5 protein-coding genes are annotated in these 6,759 nt (G+C 68.3%); 1 reads left to right on the top strand and 4 read right to left on the bottom strand.

Features of this window, described 5'->3' with window-relative positions:
- A partial coding sequence (locus VJ655_RS02695; RefSeq protein ID WP_324097983.1) for a beta strand repeat-containing protein occupies positions 1–3,197 on the bottom strand: 3,197 nt, incomplete at its 3' end.
- Positions 3,198–3,620: 423 nt separating this feature from the next.
- Between VJ655_RS02695 and VJ655_RS02700 the strand changes: the two genes are divergently transcribed.
- A complete protein-coding gene (locus VJ655_RS02700) occupies positions 3,621–5,297 on the top strand; it encodes a serine hydrolase domain-containing protein (RefSeq protein ID WP_324097985.1) in 1,677 nt (558 codons plus the stop codon).
- A 267-nt stretch (positions 5,298–5,564) separates the two neighbouring features.
- Here the strand turns inward: VJ655_RS02700 and VJ655_RS02705 are convergent, their stop codons facing one another.
- The 3 genes from VJ655_RS02705 to nusG form a co-directional block, all read right to left on the bottom strand.
- Entirely contained in the window at positions 5,565–5,960 is a 396-nt protein-coding gene (locus tag VJ655_RS02705; RefSeq protein WP_324097987.1) for a hypothetical protein, read from the bottom strand.
- 251 nt (positions 5,961–6,211) lie between these two features.
- Positions 6,212–6,397, bottom strand: a complete 186-nt coding sequence (locus tag VJ655_RS02710; protein WP_324097989.1) for a hypothetical protein — start codon at positions 6,395–6,397, stop codon at positions 6,212–6,214.
- A 108-nt stretch (positions 6,398–6,505) separates the two neighbouring features.
- Positions 6,506–6,759: transcription termination/antitermination protein NusG (nusG, locus tag VJ655_RS02715; RefSeq protein ID WP_324097991.1), on the bottom strand; the 254-nt coding region annotated here is incomplete at its 5' end.

Genomic DNA, 6,759 nt, shown 5'->3' on the forward strand with positions numbered 1-6,759 from the left:
CCGCCGTACAGGAGGTCGTTGCCGGCGCCGCCGATCAGCGTGTCGTTGCCATCGCCGCCCTCGAGGTTGTCGAGCGCGTCGCCACCGTCGAGCGTGTCGTTACCGGCCTGGCCGCGGATCCAATCTTCGCCGGCGTCGCCCTTGATGGTGTCATCGCTGGCCGAACCGAAGAGCCAGTCGTTGCCGGCCCCGCCGGTGATGGTGACCGTGCCGACGAAGACGTAACCGCCGAAGTCCAGATTGTCGGCGCCGCTGGTGCCTGGCAGGGTCACATTGGCGAAGCCGCCGCTGGAAATGACTTCGACGGCGCGCAGCATGCTGAAGCTGAAGATCGTGTTGTCGGCCGATGCCTGAACGGTGTCATAGCCCGCGTCGCCCTCGACCCAGTCCACGCCCGAACTGACGCCCATCAGGAACAGGTCGTCGCCGTTCCCGCCCGACATACTGTCGTTCCCTGTCCCGCCGATCAGGGTGTCGTTTCCGTCGCCGCCGCTGAGGCTGTCGGCGCCGTCGCCGCCGTCGAGGGTGTCGTTACCCGCGCCGCCCCGGAGGTCGTCGAGCCCCGCCTCGCCCTTGATGTTGTCGGCGCCGGCCGTGCCGTAGACGATGTCGTTGCCCGCCCCGGCGCTGATGGTGGGCGTCCAGGGAATGGTCACGCCGGAGAAGTCCAGCGTGTCGGCGACGCTGGTGCCGGCGATGTTGACGTTGACGAAGCCGTTCAGGGCGAAGGCCTCGATGCCGGTCATCGACTTGATCGTGATCGTGACGTTGTCGGACGAGGCCTTGATCGTGTCGTAGCCCGCGCCGCCGTCGAAGGTGTCGGCGCCGTCGCCGGCCGCCACCAGGAAGGCGTCGTTGCCCGAGCCGCCGGCCAGGATGTCGTCGCCGGTCCCGCCGATGATGATGTCGTCGCCGACGCCGCCCGTCAGGGTGTCGACGCCCGCCAGGCCCTCGAGTTGCCAGTCCTGGACGTCGGGCACGGTGAAGGTGTTGGCCGCCGTGGTGCCAGTCCAGTAGCTGTCGATCTTGTCGATCAGGGTGATGACGATGTCGCTGCTGCTGGTCAGCACCCCGTCGCTGGCCTGCACCGTGATGGTGTGGGTCGACTGGACGTCGTGATCGAGCAGGGCGCCGTTGATCACGGTCACCACGCCGGTGGTCGCGTTGATCGCGAAGCGACCGCCGGCGTTGTTGGTCAGGCTATAGGTCACCGCGCCGCCGTGCGGATCGGGGGCGGCGATGGTGACGCCGGTGGCTGAATTGTTGGGGGCGTTCTCGATCACGGTGTTGGCCGCGCCATTGACGTCGGCCGGCGTGGCCGGCGCGGCGTTGGTCACCGCGATGGTGAAGGCCGTGCTGGCGCTTTCCGCGCCGCTGGCGGCCTTGACGACGATCTGGTGCGAGGTCGCCGTCTCGAAGTTCAGCAGGCTGGCGTCGGCCACCGTGACCACGCCGGTCGAGGCGTTGATCGCGAAGCGCCCGCCCGCGTCGTCGAGCAGGCTGTAGACCAGCGGGCCGCCGTTGATGTCGGGCGTCGTGATCGTCAGACCGACCACGGCGTCGCCGTTCACCGCGCCTTCCGAGATGGTGTTGTCCGCGGCGTCGTCATCCTGCGGCGCGCCGTTGGCGATATTGGTGATGGCGACGGTGAAGTTGCGGCTGCTGAAGGCGCCCTGGCCGTCGGTGGCGCGCACGGTGATCTGGTGCGAAGCGGCGGTCTCGAAGTTGAGCTTGCTGGCGTCGGCCACGGTGACCACGCCCGTCGTCGGATCGATGGCGAAACGGCCGCCGGCGTCGTTCGACAGGCTGTAGCTGACGGTTCCGGTCTTCGGTTCGCTGGCCGAGGCGGTGATCCCCACCAGGGCGCCGTTGGCGACGTCCTCCGAGACCGTGTTGGCGGCGGTGTCGACATCGACCGGCGTCGTCGGCGGGGCGTTGGCCACGTCGATGGTGAAGGTGGTGTCGGCCGTGGCGCTCCCGTCGCTGGCCCGGACGGTGATCTGATGCGAGGCCGCCGCCTCGTAGTCGAGCAGGCTGGCGTCGGCGACGGTCACCGCGCCGGTGGCGGCGTTGATGGCGAAACGGCCGCCCGCGTCGTCGACCAGGCTGTAGGTCACCCCGCCGTTCGGGTCGGCGGCGACGATCGTCAGGCCCGACACGACGGTCCCGTTGGTCGCGGCTTCGGACACGGTGTTGGCGGCGGCGTTGGTGTCCGCCGGCGCGGCCATGGGAACATCGGTCACGGCGATGGTGAAGCTGGTCGCGGTCACGGCCGTCCCGTCGCTGGCCTGAACGGTGATCTGATGCGAGGCGGCGGTCTCGAAGTTCAGCTTGGACGCGTCGGCCACGGTGACCACGCCAGTGGCGGAATCGATGGCGAAGCGGCCGCCGGCGTTGTCGGTCAGGCTGTAGATGACGCCGCCGTTCGGGTCCGTCGCGGCGACCGACAGACCGGCCACGACCGCGCCGTTGACCGCGCCCTCGGCGACGGTGTTAGGGGCCGCGTCGGAGTCGGCCGGAGCGGTGGGCGCGACATTGGTCACCGCGATCGTGAAGCTGGCCGAGGACACGGCCGTCCCGTCGCTGACCTGGACGGTGATCTGATGCGACGCGGCGGTCTCGAAGTTCAGCTTGGAAGCGTCGGCCACGGTGACCACGCCGGTGGTCGGATCGATGGCGAAACGACCGCCGGCGTCGTTGAGCAGGGACCAGGTCAGGGTCTGGCTCGCGTCGGGATCGACGGCGCTCAGCGTCAGACCGGCGACCACGGCGCCCGTGGCCGCGCCCTCCGCGATCGTGTTCGCCGCGCCATCGCCATCGGTCGGCGCGGACGGCGCGGTGTTGGGCGCGGGCAGGTCGATGATCGTCGCGCCGAACTTCAGGTGCTCGACATTGTGCAGCGTATCGGTCCCGTCCGGCCCCGTGATGGTGGCCGAGCTGGTGGTCCCGCTCCAGACGTAGTCGCCGGCCGCGCCCGAGAACACCGCCGTGTCGTCGCCGTCGCCGCCATCGAGCGTGTCGTCGCCCGCGCCACCGTTCAGGATATCGTCGTCGGCCTGGCCGTTCAGCGTATCGTCGCCCAGCCCGCCCGAGAGATTGTCGTCGCCCGCGCCGCCATTGACCAGGTCGACCAGGTCGGGCGCGCCTTCGTCACCGGCGTAGACATCGTCGCTCGAACCGAAATCCTTCACGTACATGGCTATACTTCCACGCTGGAGGGCGAACGCCCAGAGGTTGAGAAGCTTAGCTATGCATGTGCCTGGCGAGGCGCCTAGATTTCGCCCCATTCTACCCAAGATTTACCTGTGGATATTAATCTTCCATGCGTAGAGCGCATGATTAACAACCTAAGCGGGCGGATCTCCGGACGCGGGAATGACAGAGCCGCGAGCAGGATCCTGGATGTCGCAACGCCCCAGATAGAGCGCGCACCGCCGCTAGAAGCGGCCAGCCAGCGCTAGGCTGCTGGACGCCCGCCGGCGGACATCGCCGACTCCTGAGAAGGGTGGTGAGCGGACCTCTCAGAAGCTGGCTTGACCGCATGGCGCTGGTAGTTTGCCATGAGGAGCGGGCATGATGAGAACCTAGCCCCCCCGCGTGCAGCTGGCGAAGAGGTTTCCATGGGCGCTCACCCAGCCTTGTTGATCGCGGCGATCGCCGCTCTCTGGAGCGCGCACCCTGCGCCCTCGCACGCCTCTGGCGCGGAGGCGCCGGACCCCCACCATCGGATTGATGCGCTTTTCGCGGCCTGGGACGGCCAAGACACGCCCGGCTGCGCGGTCGGCGTCTCCCGGGACGGAGTCCTCGACTACGCGCGCGGCTATGGCATGTCGAACCTTGAGTTCGACGTCCCCATCACGCCGGGGTCGGTCTTCCACGTCGCGTCGATCTCCAAGCAGTTCACCGCTTTTTCGATCGGCCTGCTGGCGCAGGACGGCAAGCTGTCGATGGACGACGACATCAGGAAATATCTTCCCGAGATGACCAACATCGAGCGGCGGATCACCATCGCCAACCTGATCCACCACACCGACGGCCTTCGCGAACAAGGCCAACTCCTGAACCTGGCGGGCTGGCGGGGCGACGACCTCTACACTCAGGACGACGTGCTCTGGGCGTTGTCACGGCAACGGAACCTGAACTTCGAGCCGGGGACCGAGGTCGTCTATGGCAACGCCGCCTATACTCTGCTGGCGGTGATCGTGCAGCGCGTGTCGGGTCAGTCGCTGCGCGCGTTCGCCGATACACGGATTTTCCGGCCGCTGGCGATGACCGACAGCCATTTTCGCGACGACCATACCGAGCCGACCCGTGGTCGCGCCGCGGCCTATGCCGCGCGGAGCGGTGGCGGATGGAGCATCAGCATCCCCAACATCGATCACTATGGCTCGACCAGCCTTCTGACCACGGTCGGCGACCTGCTGAAGTGGGAGCAGAATCTGATCGACGGCCGGGTCGGCGGCAAGGCGCTGGTGGGCTGGATGCGGACGTCCGGCGCCCTGAACGACGGGACGAAGATCGGTTACGGCGGCGGGCTGCGGCTAGCGGAATATCGCGGCCTGCCGGTGGTGAGCCACGATGGCGCCGACGGTGGCTACCGCGCCGAGGCCACGCTCTTCCCTGACCAAGGCCTGGCGATCGTCGCGCTGTGCAACGGCGCGGCGATCACGCCAACAGAACTAACCCGCAAGGTGGCGGAAATCTATCTGAGCGACCACCTGGCCCCGCCCACCCTTGCGCCGGCCGTGGCGACCCCCGCGGTCGAACAGTCGGCCTTGGCGGGCACGTATTGGAGCGCGCAGACCGACGAGGTGGTGCGGCTGGAATGGAAGGATGGCGCGCTGCGCCAAGTGGGATCACCGGTGGCCCTGGTCCCGATCGGGGGCGGCGCGTACCGTCCGGGCGACCTGTCGCAAGAGTGGCGCTTTATCCCGCCCGCCGCCGGCGCGCCAGCCGGGTCTCCGCCCGAGCTTCGCATCAGGGATTTCTGGCCCACCCATCGGGCCTTCGTCCGCGTGGCTCTGCCCGCCCCGACCGCCTCGGCCCTGGACGGGCTGGTCGGGCGTTACCGCAGCGAGGAGACCGACATGACCTATACGGTCAGCGTCGCGGACGGTCGCCTTTCGTTGACGTGGCCGCGAGGGTACGAGGTTTCGCTACAGGCGATTGGCGGCGACCGCTTCGTCGGCTCACAAGGCACGGTCACGTTCACACGAAAGCCGTCGGGCGAGGTGGACGGACTAACGATCAGCAATCGCCGCCTTCGTCGGTTGAGGGCTGAGCGAGCGATCGGATGACGCGCCAACGCTCATCGAGGTCGCCCAGATCCGCGCGTATCCGCCCACCTCATCGCCGACGGCGCAGCCGCCCAGCGGCCCTTTGAAGGACGCCGCAAGCGGGGTCTTGAAAAACCTCGTTAGCGACAAGGTGGTACGTATGAATGTCCGGTTGGGGGCGAAAGCGGAAATGCCCCTTCACCCGGTCGCGGACCTTGCACGCGTCATGCGGCGACGCGCCGCCTGGCCAGCTCACTAGGCGCTGGCCGTCCAGCTGGCTGGCCTCTTCTACCGCCGCTTCAGTTTCCGCAGCGCCGCGCGCATGGCCACGGCCTGGGCGGCAGGCTGGGCGGCGGGCTGGGCGGCGGGCGGTTCCGGCGCCTCGAAGGGCTTGCCCGCCTTGTCCATGCGGCGGACGAAGTCCTCGATCAGGTCCAGCGGACGCTCGGCGTCCTTCTCCGCCTTGCTCGCCTTCTCCGGGGGCGTCATGGCCGCGACCTTGCGGACCGTGGCCGCCATCTGGCCGCACAGCCTGGCCTTGTCGCGGGCGCGGGCCTGGACGGCGGGGTCGTCGCTGGACTCGGCCGTGGCCCAGGTCTCGTCGAGGGCGGCCATCAGCTTGGCTTGCAGGGCGGCGCACCACTGGCGGGGCGAGCGGGCGGCGTGGGTTTCGGTCTGGCTCATGAGATCAAAGCATGAAGCCGCTGGGAGCACCGGGGATAAGAAACGTGCGTTTTTGTCTAAGCCATTATCGAGGAACGGAAACGTTCGTTCCCAGGCGGGGAAAGGACGGGAATATCCCCTCTCCCCTTGCGGGAGAGGGTGGCCCGCGAAGCGGGTCGGGTGAGGGGTCGCACGGCGGCGCCCAGAAACCCCTCATCCGGCGCTTCGCGCCACCTTCTCCCGCAAGGGGAGAAGGCCCCTGTGGATAACTTTCAGCGCCCGCGCCGCGCGGCCCAGACGATCGCGGCGCTGGACAGCAGGATCCCGCTGATCAACGCCCCCAACGCCAGCAGGCCGGCCGGCGTCACGCTGACCTCGGCGCGGGCGCGGATCGGGCCGGCCTGGAACTCGGCGACGGCGGTCTGGCGGTCGTCTTCCGGGATCGGGAAGTTGGACATGGCGGTCTCCACGGTCGCCCCCTGTGGATAACCTCGCGCGCCGCGCAAAGCAAAAGCCCCGCGCCTTGCGAGCGCGGGGCTTTAAAAGCTTCGGATCGGGTCGAACGCTTAAGCGATCTTCTCGACCTGATTGTATTCCAGCTCGACCGGGGTCGCGCGGCCGAAGATCGAGACGGTGACCCGCAGGCGGGCCTTTTCCTCGTCGACCTGCTCGACCGTGCCGTTGAAGCTGGCGAACGGGCCGTCGGTGACGCGGACGTTCTCGCCCACCTCGTACAGCACCACGGCCTTCGGAGCGGCGACGCCCTCCTCGATCGTGCCGATGATGCGCTGGACTTCCTTTTCGGAGACCGGCATCGGCT

The organism is Caulobacter sp. (assembly GCF_035254145.1).
Classification (GTDB): domain Bacteria; phylum Pseudomonadota; class Alphaproteobacteria; order Caulobacterales; family Caulobacteraceae; genus Caulobacter.

Bases quoted from the DNA above. Each gene is read 5' to 3' on its own strand.
- VJ655_RS02700 (WP_324097985.1), top strand. From the start codon at position 3,621: ATGGGCGCTCACCCAGCCTTGTTGATCGCGGCGATCGCCGCTCTCTGG.
- VJ655_RS02705 (WP_324097987.1), bottom strand. From the start codon at position 5,960: ATGAGCCAGACCGAAACCCACGCCGCCCGCTCGCCCCGCCAGTGGTGC.
- VJ655_RS02710 (WP_324097989.1), bottom strand. From the start codon at position 6,397: ATGTCCAACTTCCCGATCCCGGAAGACGACCGCCAGACCGCCGTCGCC.